The organism is Snodgrassella sp. ESL0324, from assembly GCF_013344955.1.
Taxonomy (GTDB): Bacteria; Pseudomonadota; Gammaproteobacteria; order Burkholderiales; family Neisseriaceae; genus Snodgrassella; species Snodgrassella alvi.
Genome location: NZ_JAAEDS010000014.1, coordinates 199,395 through 220,782, shown reverse-complemented (window position 1 = coordinate 220,782; position 21,388 = coordinate 199,395). Strand labels below are relative to the sequence as shown.

General features: G+C 39.4%; 13 protein-coding genes. 6 read left to right on the top strand and 7 right to left on the bottom strand.

Annotated elements, in window-relative coordinates; translation table 11 throughout:
• Positions 1–324: 324 nt before the first annotated feature.
• The 6 genes from GYY70_RS08025 (at position 325) to GYY70_RS08000 (ending at position 10,253) form a co-directional block, all read left to right on the top strand.
• Entirely contained in the window at positions 325–2,388 is a 2,064-nt protein-coding gene (locus tag GYY70_RS08025) for a tetratricopeptide repeat protein (protein ID WP_174832002.1), read from the top strand.
• Between the two features lie 167 nt (positions 2,389–2,555).
• Positions 2,556–3,746 carry an SEL1-like repeat protein gene (locus tag GYY70_RS08020; RefSeq protein WP_174832001.1) on the top strand — a complete coding sequence of 397 codons (1,191 nt, stop codon included), beginning with the start codon at positions 2,556–2,558 and terminating at the stop codon, positions 3,744–3,746.
• Between the two features lie 175 nt (positions 3,747–3,921).
• Positions 3,922–5,316: a tetratricopeptide repeat protein gene (locus GYY70_RS08015; RefSeq protein WP_174832000.1), complete on the top strand. Its 1,395-nt coding sequence runs from the start codon at positions 3,922–3,924 to the stop codon at positions 5,314–5,316.
• 269 nt (positions 5,317–5,585) lie between these two features.
• The gene (mutY, locus tag GYY70_RS08010) at positions 5,586–6,659 is read left to right on the top strand and encodes an A/G-specific adenine glycosylase (protein ID WP_174831999.1); all 1,074 of its coding nucleotides are present in this window, start codon (positions 5,586–5,588) and stop codon (positions 6,657–6,659) included.
• Positions 6,660–7,098: 439 nt separating this feature from the next.
• The gene (mgtA, locus tag GYY70_RS08005) at positions 7,099–9,789 is read left to right on the top strand and encodes a magnesium-translocating P-type ATPase (protein WP_174831998.1); all 2,691 of its coding nucleotides are present in this window, start codon (positions 7,099–7,101) and stop codon (positions 9,787–9,789) included.
• A gap of 221 nt (positions 9,790–10,010) precedes the next feature.
• Positions 10,011–10,253, top strand: coding sequence for a helix-hairpin-helix domain-containing protein (locus tag GYY70_RS08000; RefSeq protein WP_025331087.1), 243 nt, complete (start codon positions 10,011–10,013; stop codon positions 10,251–10,253).
• A gap of 101 nt (positions 10,254–10,354) precedes the next feature.
• Here the strand turns inward: GYY70_RS08000 and GYY70_RS07995 are convergent, their stop codons facing one another.
• The 7 genes from GYY70_RS07995 to GYY70_RS07965 all read right to left on the bottom strand — a co-directional run bounded on the left by GYY70_RS07995 (position 10,355) and on the right by GYY70_RS07965 (position 21,142).
• On the bottom strand, positions 10,355–11,623 hold the full coding sequence (locus GYY70_RS07995; protein WP_174831997.1) for a glycerate kinase: 1,269 nt from the start codon (positions 11,621–11,623) through the stop codon (positions 10,355–10,357).
• Between the two features lie 31 nt (positions 11,624–11,654).
• Positions 11,655–12,512 carry a LysR family transcriptional regulator gene (locus GYY70_RS07990; protein ID WP_174831996.1) on the bottom strand — a complete coding sequence of 286 codons (858 nt, stop codon included), beginning with the start codon at positions 12,510–12,512 and terminating at the stop codon, positions 11,655–11,657.
• A 571-nt stretch (positions 12,513–13,083) separates the two neighbouring features.
• Positions 13,084–13,536, bottom strand: coding sequence for a hypothetical protein (locus GYY70_RS07985; protein ID WP_041880304.1), 453 nt, complete (start codon positions 13,534–13,536; stop codon positions 13,084–13,086).
• Positions 13,537–14,117: 581 nt separating this feature from the next.
• Positions 14,118–14,585, bottom strand: coding sequence for a DUF3592 domain-containing protein (locus tag GYY70_RS07980; RefSeq protein WP_342351398.1), 468 nt, complete (start codon positions 14,583–14,585; stop codon positions 14,118–14,120).
• 181 nt (positions 14,586–14,766) lie between these two features.
• Positions 14,767–15,216 (bottom strand): DUF3592 domain-containing protein, encoded by a 450-nt coding sequence (locus tag GYY70_RS07975; protein ID WP_084551978.1) that lies wholly within the window; start codon positions 15,214–15,216, stop codon positions 14,767–14,769.
• Between the two features lie 149 nt (positions 15,217–15,365).
• The gene (locus GYY70_RS07970) at positions 15,366–19,259 is read right to left on the bottom strand and encodes a translocation/assembly module TamB domain-containing protein (protein ID WP_174831995.1); all 3,894 of its coding nucleotides are present in this window, start codon (positions 19,257–19,259) and stop codon (positions 15,366–15,368) included.
• Positions 19,259–21,142 (bottom strand): autotransporter assembly complex family protein, encoded by a 1,884-nt coding sequence (locus tag GYY70_RS07965; protein ID WP_174831994.1) that lies wholly within the window; start codon positions 21,140–21,142, stop codon positions 19,259–19,261. Before GYY70_RS07965 ends, GYY70_RS07970 begins: the two co-directional genes overlap by 1 nt.
• Positions 21,143–21,388 lie beyond the last annotated feature (246 nt).

Genomic DNA, 21,388 nt, shown 5'->3' with positions numbered 1-21,388 from the left:
CGATTAATCTAAAACTGATGGAAAAAATAAAGCGTAGTATTCAGGCTGAATAAACATTACTGTATTAAAGTATGATTGAAAAATTAAATAGAATTAATTCGATGATTAATGATATTTAAAAAAGTCTGAAATCCGATATTTTAAAAGCAGATTTTTTATATTCACTGTTTATACTCAATACAAATATTAAGAATGATTGCTAATGATATATAAAATGATGATTATTTTTGTTATTGGTATCAGCGTTTAGGTTTATCTGTATTTTATAAATACAATAAATTGAGAATATTTTAAAAGCAACCTTGTAAAAGGAATAATAAGTATATGGAAACAAAAAAATCAGATAAATTTTTACGTACTCTGGAAGCGGCTCAAAAAGGAGATGCGGATGCCCAATTTAACCTGGGTTTTATGTATGAGAACGGAGAAGAAACAGAACAAAATTATGCAGAGGCATATAAATACTATAGGCTGGCTGCCGAACAGGGAAACATTGGAGCACAAGTCAATTTAGGTTTATTTTATAGCGAGGGTTATGGAGTAGAGCAGAATTATGAAAAGGCAGCTGAATATTATGCAGCTGCAGCTGCACAGGGAGATGCTATTGCTCAGTATAATTTAGGTCTATTGTATGAAAATGGTGATGGTGTAGAACAGGATTATGCAAAAGCATTTGAATGTTATGCAGCTGCGGCTAAGCAGGGAGATGCTATTGCTCAGTATAACTTAGGTGATTTGTATTATTTCGGTAAAGGTACAGAACAGAATTACACTAAAAGCTTTGAGTATTGTCAGTTGGCTGCGCAACAGGGTAACAGTGATGCTCAATTTACTCTGGGTATCATGTATGAGAAGGGTAAGGGAACAGAGCAAAATTATGCAGAAGCATATAAATACTTTAAGCTGGCAGCCGAGCAGGGAAATAGTGATGCACAAATTAATTTAGGTATTTTATATGAAAACGGTGATGGTGTAGAACAGAATTATGCAAAAGCATTTGAGTGTTATCAGGCTGCCGCTGGGCAAGGAAATCCTATCGCTCAATATTATGCAGGTAGTATGTATTATTATGGTAAAGGTGTAGAACAAAGCTTCATTAAAAGTATTGAATATTATAAGCCAGCTGCGGAACAGGGAAATAGTGATGCCCAATTTACTCTGGGTATCATGTATGAGAAGGGTAAGGGAACAGAGCAAAATTATGCAGAAGCATATAAATACTTTAAGCTGGCTGCTGAACAAGGAAATATTAGGGCACAAATCAATTTAGGCACTTTGTATTATGAGGGTAAGGGTGTAGAACAGAATTATGCAAAAGCAATAAAGTATTATCGATTAGCTGTGCAACAAGGTGATAGTGATGTGCAATTTCATCTGGGTAATATGTACAGAGATGGAGAGGGGACAGCACAAGATTATACTGAAGCATATAAATACTATAGACTGGCTGCGGAACAGGGAAATATTGATGCACAAATTAATTTAGGTATTTTATATAAGTATGGTTTTGGTGTAGAACAGGATTATGCAAAAGCATTTGAGTATATTGCAGCAGCTGCTGAACATGGAAATGCCACTGGACAGTGTAATTTAGGTGATTTGTATTATTTCGGTAAAGGTGTAGAACAGAATTACATTAAAAGTATTAAATATTATAAATTAGCTGCGCAACAGGGTAATAGCGATGCCCAAAATAAACTGGGTGTTATATATGAATGTGGACGGGGAATAGAACAAAATTTTGCAGAAGCATACAAATATTATAAGTTTGCAGCAGAACAGGGAAATATTGATGCACAAGTTAATTTAGGTGATTTGTATTATTTCGGTAAAGGTAGAGAACAGAATTACGCTAAAAGCTTTGAATATTTTCAGTTAGCTGCGCAACAAGGCAATAGCGATGCACAATTTGCTCTGGGTCTTATGTATGCAAAAGGAGAAGGAAAGGAGCAAAATTATACAGAGGCATGTAAATATTATAAGCTGGCTGCGGAACAGGGAAATAGTGATGCACAAATTAATTTAGGTATTTTATATGAAAACGGTAATGGTGTAGAAAAGAATTATAAAAAAGCATTTAGGTATTATCTGGCTGCCGCTGAGCAAGGAAATCCTATCGCTCAATATTATGCAGGTAGTATGTACTATTATGGTAGAGGTGTAGAACAAAGCTATATTAAAAGTATTGAATATTATAAGCTAGCTGCGGAACAGGGAGATAGTTATGCACAATTTTCTCTTGGTCTTATGTATGAGGATGGAGAAGGAACGGAGCAAAATTATACAGAGGCATATAAATACTATAAGCTGGCGGCAGTACAAGGACACTCTGGAGCTCAGAATAATCTGGAGCTTATGCAAGAAAATGGTTTTGGAATAAAGAAATAAAAGTATTTTTAGAAAATTTATAAAAAAGTAGTACAAAAATCTTTGATGATGTCTGAATGCTATATAACTTTTTTATTATTGATCTCTATGATTGAGGTTATTTATATTTGCAGATAAAAATATTCAGAAAAAGTTTAAAAGCTTACTGTAAAAGGAATAATAAGAAGATGGAAATTAAAAAATCAGATAAATTTTTAAATACTCTGGAAGCGGCTCGAAAGGGGAATGCGGATGCACAATTTGCTCTGGGTGTTATGTATGAGGATGGAGAAGGAACAGAGCAAAATTATGCAGAAGCATATAAATACTATAAATTGGCTGCCGAACAGGGAAATATCGATGCACAATTCAATTTAGGTTTATTGTATAGCGAGGGCTATGGCGTAGAGCAGAATTATGAAAAGGCAGCTGAATATTATGCGGCTGCAGCTGCACAGGGGGATGCTTCCGCTCAATGTAATCTGGGTATATTGTATAGTGATGGTTATGGTGTAGAGCAGAATTATGAAAAGGCAGCTAAGTATTATTCAGCTGCAGCTGCACAGGGAAATGCAAATGCTCAGAGTAATTTAGGTAGATTGTATGAAGATGGTTATGGTGTAGAGCAGAATTATGAAAAGGCAGCTGAGTATTATTTGGCTGCAGCTGCACAGGGAGTTGATATTGCCCAAAGTAAATTAGGATTTTTATATTACAACGGCTATGGTGTAGAGCAAAATTATGAAAAGGCGGTTGAGTATTATTCAGCTGCAGCTGCGCAAGGAGATGTTACTGCCCAGTATAACTTAGCTAATTTATATTACTATGGAAAAGGCGTAGAACAAAATTATACTAAAAGTATTGAATACTATCAGTTAGCAGCGCAACAGGGTAATAGTAAGGCACAATTTACTTTAGGATATATTTATAAAACTGGTGAAGGTGTTGCTCAGGATTATGCGGAGGCATATAAATATTATAAGCTGGCTGCAGAACAGGGAAATAGTGATGCACAAATTAATTTAGGTATTTTATATGAAAACGGTGATGGTGTAGAACAGAATTATGCAAAAGCATTTGAGTATTATCTGGCTGCCGCTGAGCAAGGGAATCCTATTGCTCAATATTATGCAGGTAGTATGTATTATTATGGTAAAGGTGTAGAACAAAGCTTCATTAAAAGTCTTGAATATTATAAGCCAGCTGCGGAACAGGGAAATAGTGATGCACAATTTGCTCTGGGTTTTATGTATATAAATGGTGAAGGAGCAGAGCAAAATTATGCAGAGGCATATGAGTACTTTAATCTGGCGGCAGAACAAGGACACTCTGGAGCTCAGCATAATCTGGAGCTTATGAAGAAAATGGTTTTGGAATAAAGAAATAAAAGTATTTTCAGAAAATTTATAAAAAAGTAGTACAAAAATCTTTGATGATGTCTGAATGCTATATAACTTTTTTATTATTGATCTCTATGGTTGAGGTTGTTTATATTTGCAGATAAAAATATTCTGAAAAAGTTTAAAAGCTTACTGTAAAAGGAATAATAAGAAGATGGAAACAAAAAGTTCAGATAATTTTTTATGTGTTCTGGAAGCTGCAAAAAAAGGAGATGTTAATGCCCAATTTACTGTTGGATTAATGTATTACAAGGGTGCAGGCGTTGAGCAGAATTATATTAAAGCTTTTAACTATTTTAAGTTAGCATCTGAACAAGGTGATAGTGGTGCTCAATATAATTTAGGCGTGATGTATTACTATGGAGAAGGAGTAAAACAGGATTTTACAAAGGCATTTTATTATTGCCGGTTATCTGCTGAACAAGGGAATGAAGATGCTTTGCTCAGTCTGGCAAACATGTATGAAAAAGGTAATAGTCTTCAGCAGGATTATGATAAAGCTATATATTATTATCAGCTAGCCTCTGATAGAGGAAATATAAATGCACAGTTTCATTTAGGATATGTTTACTATAATGGTATAGGGGTAGAACAAAATTTTGCGCAGGCATTTAAGTATTATCAACTGGCTGCTAAACAAGGACATACCGATGCTCTGACTAATCTGGGTATGATGTATAGCGAAGGTTCAGGCGTCAAACAGAATCACAAACAAGCCTTAAAGTATTTTCATATTGCAGCTTTAAAGAACAGTCCGGAAGCACTATTTAATCTTGGTGCATATTACAGATATGGCTATGGTGGTATTGAACAAAATGATACCGAAGCTATTAAATATTATAAATTAGCGGCTGATCAGGGTAATGCAATTGCACAATATAATCTGGGTGTAATTTATGAGTTTGGTCAGATTGTCCCGGCTGATTATTCTAAATCAGTTAAATATTATAAACTGGCAGCCAAAAAAGGGTATTCTTACGCTATCTATAATTTAGGGCTGATGCTGTTTAATGGTAAGGGTATTGAACAAGATTATCAGAGAGCTGCTCAGTGTTATCGCCTTGCTGCTAAAAAGGGCTTGGCAGCTGCACAATATAATATGGGATTAATGTATTTCAAAGGTACAGAGATAGAACAGAATTATGAAGAGGCTGTCAAATATTTTCAATTAGCGGCAGATCAGGGAAAAATTGGTGCTCAGGCTCATTTGGGGTATTTGTATAGTGAGGGAGAGGGTGTTAAACAAGATTATATAAAATCATTAAAATACTACCAATTGGCTGCCGACCAGGGAGATTCGTTCTCACAAAATAGTTTAGCTAATATGTATGAGAATGGTGAAGGAGTGAAACAGGACTTTGCAAAAGCAGCCAGATATTATCAGCTGGCGGCTAAACAGGAAAATGCAGATGCTCAGTATAATCTGGCCTGTATGTTTTTGAATGGTACCGGTGTCAAACAAAATAAACGGATAGCTAAAGAATTATTCGGTAAGAGCTGTAAAAATGGTAATCAGGAAGCTTGTGAAATATACAATCAATTGAAATAAAACCATATTGGTTATCATGGATATTATTTTTTCATTTTAAAACTATGAATTCTGAAATTTTTTTACAGTAGATTTTAATAAGTAGTCACTGTTATTTAAATTTTATATCATGAAATTTAACACTATTGATAATATTTCTCTGTTTATGATTATGAAATAATTTTGCTTTTCTAAAGCAGATTCTTGTTTTATGTCTATAATCACCCATATTAGTTTATTACCTGAATTATTCAGGCTGATCATGATTTTTTATGTTAAATTAGGGTGTTATGAATAAACAAGCAGTGCAGGAGGCGGAGTTTGCTCCTCGCCTGGTAAGCTGGCAGCGTCAGCATGGCCGGCATGGTCTGCCATGGCAGTGTCGTGAACCATATAAGGTATGGTTATCGGAAATTATGTTGCAGCAAACGCAGGTGTCCACGGTACTTGATTATTATCCGCGCTTTCTGGCTGCATTTCCTGATGTCCGGGCACTGGCGGCGGCTGATGAAGATGAAGTGCTGGGTCTGTGGCAAGGGCTGGGCTACTACAGTCGTGCACGCAATTTGCATAAGGCTGCCAGACAAGTTATATCTGAATTTTCGGGAAATTTTCCATACAGTCGTGTGGAATTACAATCTTTATGTGGTGTAGGTCGCAGTACGGCAGCAGCGATTGCTGCATTTTGCTTTGATGCACGCGAAACCATTCTGGATGGTAATGTAAAGCGGGTATTGTGCCGGGTTTTTGCTCTGGACGGTGATATTGCGAATAAAGCTTTTGAAGATCAGCTCTGGCGCAAAGCAGAAGCCTTGCTGCCACTTAATGCAGCAGATATGCCGGCTTATATTCAGGGGCTGATGGATTTGGGAGCAACGGTATGTAAGCGCAGTAAGCCAATATGCTGTTCATGTCCGATGAACGATCTGTGTCAGGCATTTGCCCAGAACCGTATTGCTGAATTACCGCGTAAGAAAAAAGCTGTAAGTGTAAAAAATTTATCGCTATATTGGCTGGTTTTACGTAACTGTGATGGTGCGATATTTTTACATAAACGTCCTGCCAAAGGAATATGGGGTGGTTTATGGTGTGTACCATGTGCAGACAGTCTGGATGATTTGTATCAACTTGCTGCAATGTTTGGTTGTACAGCTGAAGATTTAACTGAAGGTATTGAATTCAGTCATCGTTTAACTCATCGTCAATTGCATATTCTGCCTTTTGCTGCTCAGATAAATACTGGGCAGGATGCTGTATCTTCTGCAATAACTGGTGAATGGGTATCATCTGATAATCTGAATACATATGGTATCCCTAAACCGTTATATGATTATCTGAACGTAAAACAGAGCAGTCTTTTTTAATTTGATTATTATGTTTTTGGCATAATTTTAACTGCTATTTTGCTGCGTATATTTATTTTTAAATTCGTCTGTTTTGTGTGCATATTATCGTTATTAATATTATATATTGTGAATAATATTGTTTTTTGATTTGTATAGCGTAAATATAATTGACGCTGACATCACAAATATGTATAAACGCTATCTTGCTGAAATATTGCTGTCTTTCAGATGTTTTAGTTATTCAGACAGAATAAAGAAGGGAAGGCTGTTATTTCAGTAAGGTGTGCTTAATTCTATGTATTAAGTATCTGATTATTTAACCGAGAATAAAACAATGGAAGAAGATTCGAGTCGACCGTTTATTTTATTAAAACAACAACTGCAACAAGGCCGTTGATGTTTCCGGGTTAACAGTATCTGCCGACCGGGAAACATCATGGTCGGTGAGGTACTGTTTATGAAAAAATTCAAAAAAATCATTTCTCAACCAGTAGTAATCAAGGCTGTGCTGGAGTCTCGCAACAGTCTTGACCGTACGCTATCTAATTTACAGACCAGTTTAAATGGTCTGACTGAGCAGGATGTTAAAGAAAGACTGATCAGTTTTGGCAATAATGATGTAGTGCACGATAAAGCACCATCAGTCTGGCTGCAATTATTACTAGCCTTTAAAAATCCGTTTATTTTTGTTTTACTGGCACTGGCTTTGGTAAGCTTTTTCACTGATTATCTGATTCCTTTGCATAATGGTGAAGAAACCAGTGTGAGCGGTATTACAATAATTCTGGTAATGGTTCTGCTCAGTGGTGTACTTAGTTTCTGGCAGGAATATCGTTCCAATAAGGCTGCACAGGCGCTGAAATCTATGATCAGCACCACTGCTACAGTAGTGCGCCGCAGCCATAGAGATATCAATGCAGAACAGCTTGAAGTACCGATTAAAGAGGTGGTACCGGGAGATATTATTTTGTTATCTGCCGGCGATATGGTACCGGCTGATGTGCGTCTGATTGAATCACGTGATTTGTTTATCAGTCAGGCCGTACTGACCGGTGAGTCTATTCCGGTAGAGAAATCTGATACTCTTGGTATGAATAGCTCGCTAGCTATTGAAGAGCAACCATTATCAGCTGATCCGCTGGATGCAGAAAATATCTGCTTTATGGGTACTAATATTGTCAGTGGTACAGCTAAAGCTGTGGTTGTGGCAACAGGAAATGATACCTATTTTGGTTCTCTGGCCAAATCCATTGTCGGTACACGCAGCCAGACTGCGTTTGATCGCGGTGTAAACAGTGTCAGCCATCTGCTGATTCGTTTTATGCTGATTCTGGTACCGGTGGTATTGCTGATTAATGGCTTTACTAAGGGAGACTGGGGTGATGCTGCTCTGTTTGCACTTGCTGTTGCTGTCGGGCTGACTCCTGAGATGCTGCCAATGATTGTCAGTGCCAATCTGGCTAAAGGTGCTATGGCCATGGCACGGCGTAAGGTAGTGGTAAAACGCCTGAGTGCTATTCAGAATTTTGGTTCAATGGATATTTTATGTACAGATAAAACCGGTACATTAACTCAGGATAAAATTATTCTTGAGCATTACACGAATATTCATGGCAATAATGACAGTGAAGTTTTGCAACTGGCCTGGTTAAACAGTTCCTATCAGAGCGGTATGAAGAATCTGATGGATAAAGCCATTGTGCGTTTTGCGCAGGAACCTGAAAACAGGGCAGTTATTAGCGATGGCGGCTATCATAAAATTGATGAATTACCGTTTGATTTTATTCGCCGGCGTTTATCTGTGGTTTTACAGGATGAAGAACAGCGCCATGTGCTGATTTGTAAGGGCGCAGTGGAAGAAATGCTGTCTATTTCCAGCTGTGTTTATGAGCATGGAGAATATTTACCATTAGATGCAGCGCGGCGGGAACAATTGCTGGCTTTAGCTGAAAGCTATAATAAGGAAGGCTTCCGGGTGCTGGCAATTGGTAAAAAATACATTACTGCTGAAGCCCAGAAAGCACAATATGCAGTTGCTGATGAAACTGAGCTTACTCTGTTCGGCTTTCTGACTTTTCTTGATCCGCCGAAAGACAGTGCTGCACAGGCTATTGCTGCTCTGAGTGAAAATGGTGTGGCCGTTAAGGTTTTAACTGGTGATAATGCGATTGTTACTCGTAAGATTTGTTATGAAGTAGGAATTGAAGCCGGACACCCTTTACTAGGTAGTGAAATTGAGGCTCTAAGTGATGAGGTGCTGAAACCTCTGCTGGAAAAACACACTGTATTCGCCAAACTTACACCATTACAGAAATCACGGATTATTCGTCTTCTTCAGGAAAACGGACATACAGTCGGTTTTCTTGGTGACGGTATCAATGATGCTCCGGCTCTGCGCGATGCCGATGTCGGTATTTCTGTGGATACGGCTACTGATATTGCCAAGGAATCGGCTGATATTATTCTGCTGGAAAAAAGTCTGATGGTATTGGAAGAGGGGGTAATCAAAGGACGTGAAACCTTTGGCAATATTATTAAATATCTGAATATGACTGCCAGCTCTAATTTTGGCAATGTGTTTTCAGTATTGTTTGCCAGTGCGTTCCTGCCATTTCTGCCTATGCTGGCTATTCAGTTACTGATTCAGAATCTTCTGTATGATTTTTCTCAGCTGTCATTGCCGTGGGATAAAATGGATGAGGAATTTTTGCGCAAACCGCGTAAATGGGATGTATCCAATATCAGCCGTTTTATGCTGTTTATCGGTCCTATTTCCTCTATATTTGATATCAGTACTTTTGCGCTGATGTGGTTTGTGTTCCATGCTAATGCGCCGGAAGTGCAGAATTTGTTTCATTCCGGCTGGTTTGTAGAAGGTTTATTGTCACAGACTCTGGTAGTACATATGCTGCGTACCCGCAGAATACCGTTTGTACAAAGTACCGCTGCTTTACCGGTATTGCTGATGACAGGGTTAATTATGGCTATTGGTATTTATATTCCGTTTTCGCCGATTAGCAGCTGGATCGGGCTGGTACCGCTGCCATGGCAATATTTCCCCTGGCTGGTACTGACACTGGGTTGTTACTGTGTTGTGACTCAGATAGTGAAACGCTGGTATATTCGCCGTTTCGGACAGTGGTTCTGAGTATTATGTAAAAAAAGCGAGTTGAGTACTCGCTTTTTTCAGGTCTGAATCAGATAGGGATAAGCTAAATGCTGATTTTATTGCCTGAATACTTTTATCAGGATGAGTATAAGAACTGGCAATTTTAAGATTGAATCTGATTATTTTCAGTTTGCTGTATATCTGATATTTATAGTATTTTAAATCATATTGAAATTATTATATTCAGAAAAGGGAAATAAATGGCATTTACTGAAACTGAAAAAGCGGCTTTGCTTACTGTAAAAGGGGTAGGAGAAAAGGTAATTATGCGTCTGGAGCAAATGGGTATTGACTCATTGGATAAGCTTGCTCTTGCAAACCCGCAGGATATCACTGAGCAGGCAGCCAGTCTGGTTGGCAGCAGCTGCTGGAAAAATAGTCCGCAAGCCAAAGCAGCTATCACTATGGCAGTAGATTTTGCGCGTGGGAAAATTCAGAAATAAGCAAATCTGTATAGTTTAGAGCAATTAACCGCTGTATGTCTGATAAAAATATACTATTTATTAACAACAATTTATCAGGTTAGTTTTTACTATTATTTAATTTACAGCACTAAGATTGCACGAAAGTCATTGATATTGGTTAATGTCGGGGTTGTCACCAGTAGTTGTCCGGTTGTGCTGAAAAAATCATATGCATTATGATTATTCAGCATGTCTTGTGCTGATATTCCGGCCTGTTCAGCACGGAGTAATGTATCAGGTGTTAGCCATGCTCCGGCATTATCTTCGCTGCCATCAATACCATCTGTATCGGCTGCCAGTGCATAAATATTATTTGCTCCATTCAGAGCAATAGCCAGTGCCAGTAAAAATTCAGTGTTACGACCGCCGCGTCCTTGTTGCCGGTTCAGGGTAACAGTGGTTTCTCCACCGCTGAGAATCAGCAAAGGTTTACTGCGCTGATGCCGGTTTTGCTGAAACAGAGCGATTCCGGCCATCACCTGAGCCACTTCCCGTGCTTCGCCACCTATACGGTCTCCCAGATACAGTACTTCAACTTCCTGATTGATTGCCCAATTTTGCACGGCAGTAAATACCTGATCAGGGTTAATAATTATGTGAGCACTGCTGTTTGGAAGATTTTTAGGTGTTTCTGCATCAGCTTTGTTTAAATAGGCGATAACACTTGAGGGAAGGTCGATTTGGTATTGATTTACGATATGTTTAATATCAGCCAGGGTGGTAGGGTCGGGCACACCTGCGCCAGAGCCTATGGTACTGATATCATCACCAACTACATCAGAAATAGCCAGAGTGGTGATATGTGCTGGTGCTGCTGCGGCAGCCAGTCGACCGCCTTTGATGCGGGAAAGATGTTTCCGCAGAGTATTCATGGCGTCTATGGGAACACCATTACTAAGTAACTGGCGGTTGATATATTGCTTATCAGCCAGTGTGATGCTGCTAACAGGCAGTGTGGTCAGAGCGGAAGCGCCGCCGGAAACGAGATAATAAACCTGATCGTGCGGATTTAGTCCGCTAACAGCATTAAGTAAGGCCTGAGCAGCAGCCTGTCCGGCAGTGTCCGGCAGGGGATGGCTGGCTTCGAGTACTTTGATGTGCTTTGTAGGGGTAGTGTGTCCGTAGCGGGTAACAACGACACCGGATAATGGCGGATAGTCTTGCGGCCAGATTCTTTCCCATTCAGCCGCCATGGCAGCAGCAGCTTTGCCTGCACCGACAACTATCACTCGTCCGCATGGATTAGTCTGTGGTAACCAGTTACTCATTTTATTCACCGGACTGGCTTCTTCGATAGTATAGCGAAATAATTGCTGTAAAAAGCTGATGGCATTATCGTGGCTGAGCATACTGTTCTCCCCTTAGATTTTTTATTGGATTTTAGCGGTTTTTAGCAGTTTCAAATTTTTCTGCCAGAAAATCAATAAAACTGCGCACTTTAGCGCTGAGAAATTCACGATTCATATAGGCTGCATACAGTGTATGGCTTTCTGGACAAGCGATGTGTTCAATGATTTTTAAACGTTTTTGTTGTATATCTTCTCTTACCATCCATTCAGGCAAGTATGCCAGTCCCATATGATTAAGCGCCATCTTGTGTATTAGCAGAGCACTGTTACTGGTACAGGCAGGAATAAGCGGTAAATCAAGATGAACGTATTGTGGTAACAGACCATAATGCTGTTTCAGGTCTGCTACAGTATGCGGCATGCCGTATTTTTGCAGATATTTCGGGCTGGCTACCCATAAAAAATCAATGCGGGTAATGGGTTTAACAATGAGATTGGGTTCAGGGTTATTGGTGACACGTAAAGCAAGATCGATACCCTCTGCAACCAGATCGGTACGCCGGCTGTCCAGGTTGATGGATAAACTTACTTCTGGAAATTGCTGCCGGTATTCTGATAGAATTTCACCAAACTGGCGTGAAGCACACCAGTTAGGAGCGGTAATTTTAAGTAAGCCCTGCGGTTTGACCGTACCGGCCTGTGCAACACGTTTGGCTTCGGTAAGTGTATCCAGTGCTTCTACACAGCGATGATAGTATTCCTGTCCGGCTTCGGTAAGGCTGATGCGACGGCTGGTACGGTTGAGTAGTTTAGCCTGAATGTTTTTTTCCAGATGATGCAGGTGTTTACTGGCCATCGCAGTAGAAATATCCATAAATTCAGCTGCTTTAGTGAAGCTGCCTAACTCTACTACGTAACGGAAAACCCACATGCTTTGTAATGTGTCCATTCTGTTTCTTTTAAGGAAATAATTATTTAATAAAAATGATATCGTTTCTTTTTAGTAAATTCAATACACTATTTTCATGTTTTTTATGAATGAATGGGAGAAATTACTATGTTTGAGATAGATAAGATTCATACTATGGAGGCTGAGTTTGCTTTGGGGTTACTACGTATAGTCGTAGCATTTTTATACATACAGCATGCCACGGCAAAATTTTTATAGCGGCGATTTTCAATGACTGACGGGAATGGATCAATAGTGTTATTTTTGATAATAAGTGTTGCTGGTATGCAGGAATGATTGGGAAGTTTTCTGTTGCCGGCGGTGGTCATTTTTAAGACGGAAAATCGGTTTCAATAATTGCAGATTGTTACTTAAATGGCATTTTAAGCAGATGCCGGTGCTAGCGATAATTTTATGTATCTGCTGAAATAATTATTATAAACCTGGATTTATGTCTGATAAGAGTTATAAAGGTTTAATTGGAATGGATTGGATTTTTTAGGAATATATGCCAATTTCATTAGAAAAAAATTATTTATTTTGTACTAAATTTTTTTATTTAAAACTGATGCTAATATCTTTTTTTAGATTTCCAATAATCCAGAGTTGATTTAGATTTTCGATAATAATAAATTGCAGTAATAATAATCATAAAAGATAAAAATAAATAACAATAAAACTCAAATTTACGGCTATGATTGCCTTTGATATCTGCTACTTTAGGAAAAAATTTACTATAGATAATTTTAATTGTATTACCAGGAGATAAGTGATAATCGCTACGAATATTTGTAATATAAGTTTTATTGTGTTTGTCGGTATATATAACTGTCAGTATATAGACTTCCCCAGTTTTTCTTGAGGAAAAGATAGATTCTTTGGAATCAATTACCGTAGCGAATGTTTCTTCACTGTATCTGGAAAGTATGAAAAGTAATTTTGCATCATATAAAGTTGTACCTATAATCTCAAAGCTAAAAAATATGGCAACCACTAACAAAAGTATTTTTTCTATTTTACTCATAATATAAAGAATAATAATAAATATTTACATATTAAATTAATTAAATAATATAATTTATTTATTTTTACAATTCAAGCAATATATAGAATGTTCAGAGTATTTCAAACCATGTGTCGGTTGTGTGCTCTGAACATCTTTATCAGTGATGACTTAATCAAAACGGCGGATATAACGAATTTTATTCCGGCTGATCCGGTACCTATGCGCACAATATTCTGATAATGGTGATTTTTATAACTGACGAGACTGGATCAATAGCATTTCGATAATTGGTGTTGCTGATATGCTGGAATGATTAGGAAGTTTTCTGTTGCTGACGGGTCTGTTTGTGCGGGCTGAGTGGTTTACTGTTGTTGGTCGTTTTAAGACAGAAAATAGGTTTAAATAATTGCAGATTGTTACTTAATTGGCATTTTCAGTAGACACAAGTGTCAGTAATAATTTTATGTATCTGCTGAAATAAATATTATAAACCTGGAATTATGTCTGATAAAAGTTAAATTGGAATAGATTGGATTTTTTCAAGAATATAAGCTAATATCTTTAGAAAAAAGATTATTTATTTTGTATTAAATTTTTACTTAAAGCTTATGCTTATATTTTCTTTTGGATCTCCAAAAATTTGGACTGGATTTGAATTCCTGATAACCTTGAATTGTAAGAATAATAAAAATAAAGCAAATATATAAATTTATATTAAATTCCTTTTTGCGCAAACTGTTGTCTTTGCGATCGGCAACTTGAGGAGAAAATTTATTATAAATAATTGTAATTTTATCGCCAGGCTTCAAGCTATTTTCGGTTTTGATAGTATTTGTAATATAAGTTTTATTATATTTATCAGTAAATTCGGCTGTTACTAAATAATATTCACGATTTCTATAGACATAGGATTCGCTAGTTACTATCGTAGCCAATGTTTCTTCCCCATGTCTGGCAAGTCCGAAAATAATTTTCGCATCGGAGAAAGTTACAGCCATATATAGTGCGGTAAGGACTATAAAGCTGATATAGCAGGATATTATTATTATTTTGTTTATTTTTTTCATAATAAGGAGCTAATAACAGATATTTATATATAAAATTCATTGTACTAATATAATTTATTTATTTTTACAATTCAAGTAGTATATAAAATTCTGTTTCTTTAAAGGAAATAATTATTCAGTAAAAAAGATATTGTTTCTCGTTAGTAAATTCAATACACTATTTTTTTATCTAAAACTGATACTAATATCTTTTTTTAAATTTCCAATAATTTGGATTGGATTTAAATTCCTGATAATAATAAATTGCAGCAATGATAATCATAAAAAGGGCGAATAGTTCTGCAGAAAAATTATTTTTACGTTTATGGCTGCCTTTGATATCGGCTACCTGAGGAGAAAATTTATTATAGATAATTGTAATTTTATCGCCGGGATTTAAGTTTTTATAGGTTTTAATATCATTTTTGATATAGGTTTTATTATATTTATCGGTATATTCGACTTTCAGTATATAGGCGACTCGCCCACGTCCTTCGTCATGGGATTTGGTATCTATTACCGTAGCTGATGTTTCTTCCCCGTGTCTGGCAAGCCCGAAAATAAATTTCGCATCGGATAGAGTTAAAACTATAATCGAAACGCTAAAAACTATGGCAGCCACTGACAAGAGTATTTTTTCTATTTTTTCCATAATAAAATTATTATAACAAATATTTACCTATAAAATTAATTAAATAATATAATTTATTTATTTTTATAATTAAAGCAATATATAAAATGTTCAGAGTATTTTAAACCATGTGCCGGTTGTATACTCTGAACATTTTTATCAGTGATGATTTAATCAAAACGGTGGGTATAGCGGATTTCACCTCCGGCCGATCCGGTACCTACGCGCACAATGCTTTGCAGTGCACGGCTAATCTGATAGGTAATGCTGACGGTCTGGGTCGCACTTTCAATTCCATACAGATAGCTGATATAAAGATTGTTAGACAGATGTTTGCCGATTGTGATGGCCTGTTCTGCAGGATTCATTTCGCCAGTCTGACTATTTCGGGTTTGCTGGCTGGTAAGGCCGATTTCGTCAAGTAAACCAAGCTTGTCATTCAGGCCTCCGGCAAGCCAGGCACTGGCCGCAGCTGCAATGGCGGCTTCGTCACCGGCGCTGCCGCTGCTGGGACGATTGAGTATCAGCCACGATAGTTTGTCTTTTTCACTCATGGCTTCATTGGCTATCAGATTAATACGCGGGCTATCCAGCCGTCCGAGTGCTTCAACACCCGCACCAACCTGTGAATAACGGCGTTTGGCACGTATTTTCAAATTGGGATTATCCATCGGACCTACGAAAGAAATGGTACTCCCTTGCTGAATAACCAGATCCTGTCCGTAAGCTTTATATTGTCCGCGGACAACGTTTACTGTACCTACAATTTGAACTGTGCTGCCCGGATTGGCAGTAGCAGTAAGCTGACCGCCAAGCAGAACGTCAATCCCTTCAGCACTGAAACGGAAAGCATCATTCATGTCTAAATCAAGATTGAGCCGGATCGGTGTAGGACGTTGCTGTTCTGCTGTCTTTTCGCGACCCAGTACGACAACATCGTCATCTAACTGTGGCATTCCTGATTTTTGCATACCAAAGAGACCTTTATCGACTTTTAGTTTGCCGTTCAGAACAATTCCGTGTGCAATAGTATACAGTAGCTGAGTATTTCCGCTTATGGTAAGGCGACGGTTTATCTGATCAAATATATTGTAATGGTCAAAGTGGGCAGTAACGTTAATATCTGGAGTGAGTTTGGTCATATCTACTACGCCACTGAGTTTAATAGTTCCGTCACGGCGCGCAAAACTAAGATTGTCAATTAACCAGCGCCGCCCCTGAAAGTGGCTTTTAAGGTTGCCGTTTTCAAGAATAGTACCGTTGGCCTGATCTCGGTAGTAAAGGTTATTACCGGTAAGCGTACCATTAAGCAGAGGTTCATTCAGATGTCCGCTGATGCCGGCTTCGGCATGCATATTGCCCTTAAGCTGCATACCAATGGGCAGAAGATTGCGAATAGTGCTCAGATCAGGGCTATCAAGTTTTATACGCCCGCTGATGGGGGCAGTACTGACTTTGCCGTTATTGTCAGGAGTAATAACCAGTGTGGCATCTGTAGTTCCATAACGGGTAATACCACTCAGATGATTATTGATATGACCGTTCTGGAATTGTGCATCCAGACGTACATTTTGTAAGCCAAGTTTCTGCTGATGCTGTGGCAGGGTAATGTCACCGCCCTGCTGGTATAGTTTCAGATAGCCCTGCATGTGGCGACTGTAACTGAAGTTCCAGTCGCCGCCAATGATCATGTTTTGCTCTACGGGTAATTCTATGACGTTGTGTAATTCGTGCAGAGCCAGATTGCTGGCTGAACCACGGGTAATCAGACCTTTATCTTTATCCCAGTTCAGATTATTCAGAGTTAAGTTACCGTTCAATGCAGCCCAGCGTGCATTTTGCATGCTGACATGCTCGGTTCCGGCCTCAAGCTGAATAGGATTGAGCAGTTTCAAATTAAGTGCGCCACTTATATCCAGAGCATTAACTCGCCCGCGCCACTGATAATGCTGGTCCAGACCACCATGCGCATTGAGATTAAAATGGTAAGCTTTGCCATCCAGAGTCAGATTACTGCTGCCCTGAAGCTGATGCTGGCTGCCGCGGCCATTGATTTTGATGTCGGTACTGTTAATGATCGTGGGTTTTTCGCTGGTGCTGCCAGCGATGCTGATATGATCTGCATTCAGGTTAACCAGTAATGGCTGATTAATATCAGGTGAACCAACAAGTTTAAAATCCAGCTGATTAATGTTAAGTAGTTGAGCAATTTGCAGATTGCGTGCCGCACCAGTAAGATTTGCTGTAATTTTTTTGGGTTCTCCGGCGATAAAGCCTTTGGTGCTGAGCAAACCTTTCATGCCTAATCCGAATAATCCCAGATTGGGTGCATTGATATCAAGATTGAGCTTGTCACCTTTTTTACCAAAACTGCCATTGGTAACTATCCGGTTAGGGCCGGCATTGAGGTTAATACTGGCCTGTTCCAGATGCTGATTGCGATAGCGGATGACGGCTTTGCCAGAAAGAGATGCACCGGAAAGAATGCTGTTATGCCAGAGCATGTCTGCCTGAATGGCAGGTTGTTGTGCCAATTGTCCGTTAACGTTGATATGTCCGTTGATACTGCCTGCCGGAAAATCTGAATTAACTTTGGCGGGATTAAAATTGTTGCTGTTGATGGCCAGCTGGATTGCTTTATTCTGATACAGTGCCAGACTGCCTTTGGCATTAAAGCTGCCGCCGCCATTGGGGGTGATGTTCAGTTTATCGAGTATCAGGGTTTGCTGATGTTTCTGTTCATCAGTAATAATCTGAATCGAACCTTCGCTGTTGCCTTTTTCACTGGACAGAAGCCATTGGGTAATCAGGCCGTTGAAACTACCGGATACACGAATATGACCATTAAGTGAACCGGGTAGTGGTGTAGCCAGAGCATCGCTGGCGTAAATACGTAATAATTGGCTGTTGATATCGAGTTGTCTGGATGCACTATCGATATTTCCGCGGGTGATGATTTGTCCTTGCTGAAGCAGACGTGTGGTTAATGCCGGTAAGATAAGTTTGCCGTTATTATCGATGTTAATGTCACCTTCAATACTGCGTACAGGTAAACCGCCATGTTTGGCATCGTTGTAGGCCAGTGGCTGTTCATTCCCTAGCTTAATATGTCCGGCAAGCTGACTTTTGCCGTTATTTACGGGTGCCAGATCTAAATTGAGATTCAGATCGGCAAATGGCAAGTTTGCATTAAAAGCAGCCGGATTAATATGGCGGCTTTGAAGATTCAGGCTGATGATTTTATGATTGAGTTGCAGTGCATACGGTCTGATGATGGCATGGGTACGGAAATGAATATTTCCGCCATCCAGACGGGCAAATATATCTGGCTGTTGCAGACTGCCTTTGATGAGTGCAGCACTTTCAACCGCAGTTTTATCAAGGGTGCCGCTTCCGTTCAGCTGTCCGCTCAGTATAAAGGGTGTCTGAGTGGTAATGGCTGCATTGCCGTGAATGTTCTGCCATGGTGTATTCAGCTCACTGAGAATAAGCTGATGTTTGTGATAGTCAAAAGTGTAGCTGGCCTGGCTGGCAAGCAAAACTGGCGTTTCTTTTTTACCCAGTGTGAATCCGCCAAGCTGAATGTTATCAATAATAACTTGTAATGGCAGACTGATGCTGTTGGGTAAGGTAGGAACGGGCTTGGGTTTGGGTACACTATGGTCTGTATAATTAATTTTACCAACATCGAGCAGCCGTACGTGGAAGCGACGTCGCCATAATTCACGATTATTCCAGTCAAGACGTACTTTATCTATGGATAAATCAAAATCGCGATGGCTGACATGAATATCTGTGCCGGAAAACCCGCGCCAGATAGTGCCGGTCAGATTTTTTGTCTGGATGTGCACCCCAAACCATTTCGGGACAGTATGTACACCAAAACGCAGACCGGAATCGGTACCAATCAGCCAGCATAATAGTGCCACAATAATGATAAACAAAGCCAGCAGAGAATACAGACTGGTTTTCAGCCATGATTTCCAGCGTGGTTTACGCGGGGGTACGGAAGGCGGCGTGGCGGGAACTGGTGTTTCGCCTGAGTTGATAGTGGTTTCAGCCATTAGAATTTAGTTCCCAAACTGATAGACCAGCGCCATTTTTCATCATGATGGCCATAGGCTATATCAAAGGCAAACGGGGCAACTGGATTAAACCAGCGTACTCCGAATCCGCTGCCATGACGCCATTGCATGTCGCTGAAGTTTTTCGATACTGAACCGGCATCATGAAAAAGTGCCAGAGAAAAATCCTTATACACTGGAATCTGGTATTCAACACTGGCTACAGCCAGCGTACGGTTAGGTAACACTGAATTATGTGAGCTTTTAATACCGATACTGTCTATTTCATAACCACGTACGCTATTGGCGCCACCGGCACGGAACATCAGCACAGAAGGTACGTTTACAGCATCACCGGTATGTACATAGCCAATCTGGCTGCGTAAAAACCATGTTCCGTATTTTTTATTTTCAGGGGTGAAATAGTAGCCGCCACTAGCTGTAACTCTTTGCATGGATGCTGATGATATCAGTTTCCCCAGAGTGGTACCTACCTTACCTTCCAGATAATAACCATTAGCCGGTCGCAGCTGGGTTTCTATGTTCTGTCGCTTCCATGAAGCTGTCACCATAGTGGCATAGCTGTGTCCGAGATCAGGTCCATTTTCAATTTTGCTGCTTTCAGTAACGTATTCAATCCCGATCCGTGAATCAATTCCGTCACGGTCTCGAACCTTCCACATCCCGCTGGATAAGGCGCGGCTTTCCAGATGCTGGACAGTAGAGTAGGTATAGTTAAGATTGCTGGTCCAGTAGTGACCGCGATTGTCACGCGGCTGGCTCAGACCTAAACCGAAAGTAGTTTCATAGCGGTCTGTATCCAGCAAGGTTGAGCCGACAAACCCTTTATGAAAAACATTATAGTGGTCATACCCACCGCGAAAACCCGGACCGTTTTTGGTGTCATAACGTAAACCAAAGGTCAGCTTCTGGCGTCGCATTTCACTGACTTTCACCAGAACCGGCACCTGATTATTTTCCATATGGTCAAAATCTGCACTGACTACGGCATTACCATAATGGCTGTCCTGTTCCAGTGCCTGCTGATAGTCCAGAAGTTTGTCCAGATCATAGGGAGAGCCGGAAGCAAAACTGGCCATACCAGTGACGATTGAAACAGGATATCGTTCATTTCCGCTAACGTGAATATCACCAAAGTATACAGGCTGCTTACTGTCAATTGTGAGGGACAGTTCAGCCTTATTTTTTTGCGGATCAATAGTCGCACGGCTGGCGTTAATGATTGCCAGCGGATATTTTTTGCGCACAATAGCGCTGAGAACAGAGGATTTACTTGCTGACCAGTTACTCTGAGTAAACGGGTCACCTACAGGCAGCACCCAGTTATCAATGGCAGTTTTGTAATAGTTGGTCAGATTATCATCACTGGTTACGTCACCAATCAGAGAAACGTCGACATTTTCAATATGGGTCAGCGGACCGGGCTTTATATGGATAATGTAATTATTACTTTGTTTCTCCAGATTAACTTCAGCATTGAAGTATCCCTGAGTTTCCAGCATGGTTTGCGTTTGCTGCGGTGCTTCTTCTGCCAGAAAACTGAGCTGCTCATCATCCAGATCTTCAATCAATTGCTGAGTAATCAGAGGCAGATGATCATTAATCAGTTTTTTTAAGGATGAATTGTTAATATCTATGGTAACAGGAACTCGCGGATTTTTTGGTGTCTGAGGCTGTTTTTTTTCCTCAGATTCCTGTCCGTGCAGTAATCTGTGCAGCAGGCCGGTTTTGGGTGGCGGAACATCATCATCAGTATCATCACTGTCTGCTGGCAGGCTCACAGCCCACACCATGGAGGTAATGGACGACAGTAACATACTTAAAAACAGCCATTGCAAGCGCTTCTGCGTGAAATATACCAAAATCAGTCCTGTTTCAGAAAGTTAAAACATATGTCAGTTTTTGCAGTCTGTTTATGTCTGCTATTGTAGCGTGAAACTGAAATTTCATCCTATGCCTTGAATGACACAGATATTCTATATTAATGTACAAACAAATTTAAAGTCATGATAACAGGTTTAGTGAAATGTTAAATCATCAAAGCTGTTTACTGACTTGGACGAATGTCTGACATTTTTGTAGAATAAATAATTTAGGTTAATATGGAT

Excerpts from the sequence above, each read along its gene's own strand:
- mutY (WP_174831999.1), top strand. The coding sequence starts at position 5,586 with ATGAATAAACAAGCAGTGCAGGAGGCGGAGTTTGCTCCTCGCCTGGTA.
- GYY70_RS08000 (WP_025331087.1), top strand. The coding sequence starts at position 10,011 with ATGGCATTTACTGAAACTGAAAAAGCGGCTTTGCTTACTGTAAAAGGG.
- GYY70_RS07970 (WP_174831995.1), bottom strand. The coding sequence starts at position 19,259 with ATGGCTGAAACCACTATCAACTCAGGCGAAACACCAGTTCCCGCCACG.
- GYY70_RS07980 (WP_342351398.1), bottom strand. The coding sequence starts at position 14,585 with ATGAAAAAAATAAACAAAATAATAATAATATCCTGCTATATCAGCTTT.
- GYY70_RS07990 (WP_174831996.1), bottom strand. The coding sequence starts at position 12,512 with ATGGACACATTACAAAGCATGTGGGTTTTCCGTTACGTAGTAGAGTTA.
- GYY70_RS08025 (WP_174832002.1), top strand. The coding sequence starts at position 325 with ATGGAAACAAAAAAATCAGATAAATTTTTACGTACTCTGGAAGCGGCT.
- GYY70_RS07985 (WP_041880304.1), bottom strand. The coding sequence starts at position 13,536 with ATGAGTAAAATAGAAAAAATACTTTTGTTAGTGGTTGCCATATTTTTT.
- GYY70_RS07975 (WP_084551978.1), bottom strand. The coding sequence starts at position 15,216 with ATGGAAAAAATAGAAAAAATACTCTTGTCAGTGGCTGCCATAGTTTTT.
- GYY70_RS08015 (WP_174832000.1), top strand. The coding sequence starts at position 3,922 with ATGGAAACAAAAAGTTCAGATAATTTTTTATGTGTTCTGGAAGCTGCA.
- mgtA (WP_174831998.1), top strand. The coding sequence starts at position 7,099 with ATGAAAAAATTCAAAAAAATCATTTCTCAACCAGTAGTAATCAAGGCT.
- GYY70_RS08020 (WP_174832001.1), top strand. The coding sequence starts at position 2,556 with ATGGAAATTAAAAAATCAGATAAATTTTTAAATACTCTGGAAGCGGCT.
- GYY70_RS07995 (WP_174831997.1), bottom strand. The coding sequence starts at position 11,623 with ATGCTCAGCCACGATAATGCCATCAGCTTTTTACAGCAATTATTTCGC.